Source organism: Oceanobacillus bengalensis (assembly GCF_003628445.1).
Lineage (GTDB): Bacteria > Bacillota > Bacilli > Bacillales > Amphibacillaceae > Oceanobacillus > Oceanobacillus bengalensis.
In genome coordinates, this window is sequence record NZ_RBZO01000073.1 from 1 (window position 1) to 2,174 (window position 2,174).

Sequence of the window (2,174 nt, forward strand, 5' to 3'; positions counted from 1 at the left end):
TTTTTGTGCGACGGGCAGTTGCACAAGGTGCTGACATCAGCGCCTATTTCTGTTTCTTTTCAGGACAGAGACGACACTGAGGTGTAACGACTGGAAGAAAGAGAGAAACAGAATTTCCAGATGGTGAAAGTCCATATCCGAGGAGACTGACCTAGCTCGGAAAGCCTAATCTAGGGCAACATTGTGAGGTGTTGTCTGAAGGAGATGCGGTAAATCGAGAGACCCGTAGGCAAACAGATAGACCCTAATGCAATAAGTGTGAAGCACAGCGGCGGGCTAAGTTGGCGACTTTTCGAAAAGTGAGGAAGCCCACTAAAAGGCACTTCCTTTAGAAGTCAGAGCGAGGGAGTGTGACTTATCACGTGATGGTGCAGGGTATGTCTGGAAGGAATAAGTAATGACCCCGTGAGGTCTCCATCTTACCGAACAGGCAGGGTTCTAGCCTATAAGGGCAATCCGAAATGGCGATGAACGGATGGAGAAGTCAGACGTTCTCGTAGTACGGGAGTAATTCAATGACCAAACATTGAATGAACGGAAGGGGAACGACCTATGGCTCCGAGTCGTAGATAGGATGTAATGTTAACAATTAAGTTACTGCGGTAGAACTATTTGGAAGTACATCAAGGAAAGGCGAGGAATATGTAATGAATCAAGAGTGGAAATTTAAATTGCACAGTGTAAATGGACAACTACTATTCGACCGAAAGCTAACCCAGAGTTTTGAGCAAGTAAAAGCGAATAAGGGTGTAGGTGGAATAGATGGAGAAACAATCGAGAGCTATGAAGTAAATCTGCATGATAACATAATGGCTCTCTTAGAGAAATTAAAAACGAAAACGTATCAGCCACAACCAGTAAAAAGGGTATATATACCTAAAAAGAATGGAAAGAAACGACCATTAGGTATACCAACTATTGAGGACAGAATCGTTCAACAGAGTGTTGTCAACGTATTACAGCCCAAGTTTGAAGACTTACTGTTTCATAATTGGTCAGTAGGATATCGTCCAAATCGAGGCGTAAAAAGAGCACTTCAAATCATTCTCTGGAATATTGAACAAGGATATAATTATATCTTTGATTGTGATATAAAAGGATTCTTCGACAATATCCCACACAAGAAATTAATTAAAGTGCTTAGGAAATATGTTTCCGACAGAACCGTATTAAATATGATTAATCAATGGTTAAAAGCTGGCTATATGGAAGAGGGGAAACTTCTAAAGTCAGAATCAGGAACACCACAGGGTGGTGTTATTTCTCCACTATTAGCGAATGTATATCTAAACGAACTGGATTGGGAATGGGATTTACACGGCATACGTTTTGTCCGTTACGCTGATGACTTCTTATTATTTGCAAAATCAAAAGAGGACATCAAAAAGGCAGCTTTGTTAACGAAAAAGAAGCTAAAGGAATTAGAGTTAGAAATTGCGAAAGAAAAGACTAAAATCGTAGATTTTAAGCATGATGACTTTGACTTCCTTGGATTCACTTTTCATCATTGGAGACAATGGAAGGAAAACAAAGAACCTACTTTCCTCGTTACTCCAAAAGAAGAGTCCATAAAGGATTTTCGTTTGAAAATCAAAGAGAAGACTCGTAAAACTCTAACTTTAAGTAAAGAAGAATGGATTAATAGGGTGAATCCGATTATTCGTGGAAAGGTAAATTATTACGTAACTATAATTGAAGCGATAAAGGAAAATCAGAGCTATGGACAAAAGAGTCACTGTGTGACTCGAAGAATGAGAAGGATTCTTTTGGCATTAGATGGATACATTCGGAAAAGGTTACGTGTAGCATTTATCCACCATCACCCATCACAAAAGAAAGAGCAGAAAATGCGATATAAGTGGAACATAGCCTATTTTGTAGCAATTAATTTAATTCCTAGTTACTGGTTATATCTCAACAAAGCTGTCGGGTATAGCTTAGAAAGTTACTTGTCAGATATGACAAAGAAGTCTAAGCGCAAAACAAGAAACGCAATAAGAAGAGCAAAAGCAAAAGGTGAGGAATATTTCACACCTCACCGACTTCAAAAGATGCAAAATGCCTGGAACGCATCCTCTTGATAATCATTGTAACATATGGGTAAGCCGTATGCCTTAATAGGGCACGTACGGTTTGATAAGGGGGAAGCCATGAGAATGGTTTCCCTACTTTAT

1 protein-coding gene is annotated in these 2,174 nt (G+C 39.4%); it reads left to right on the forward strand.

Going from position 1 to position 2,174, the window contains the following annotated elements; genetic code table 11:
- Window positions 1-647 precede the first annotated feature (647 nt).
- Window positions 648-2,081, forward strand: a complete 1,434-nt coding sequence (gene ltrA / locus D8M05_RS19915) for a group II intron reverse transcriptase/maturase (protein WP_121134861.1) — start codon at window positions 648-650, stop codon at window positions 2,079-2,081.
- The last annotated feature ends 93 nt before the right edge of the window (window positions 2,082-2,174 follow it).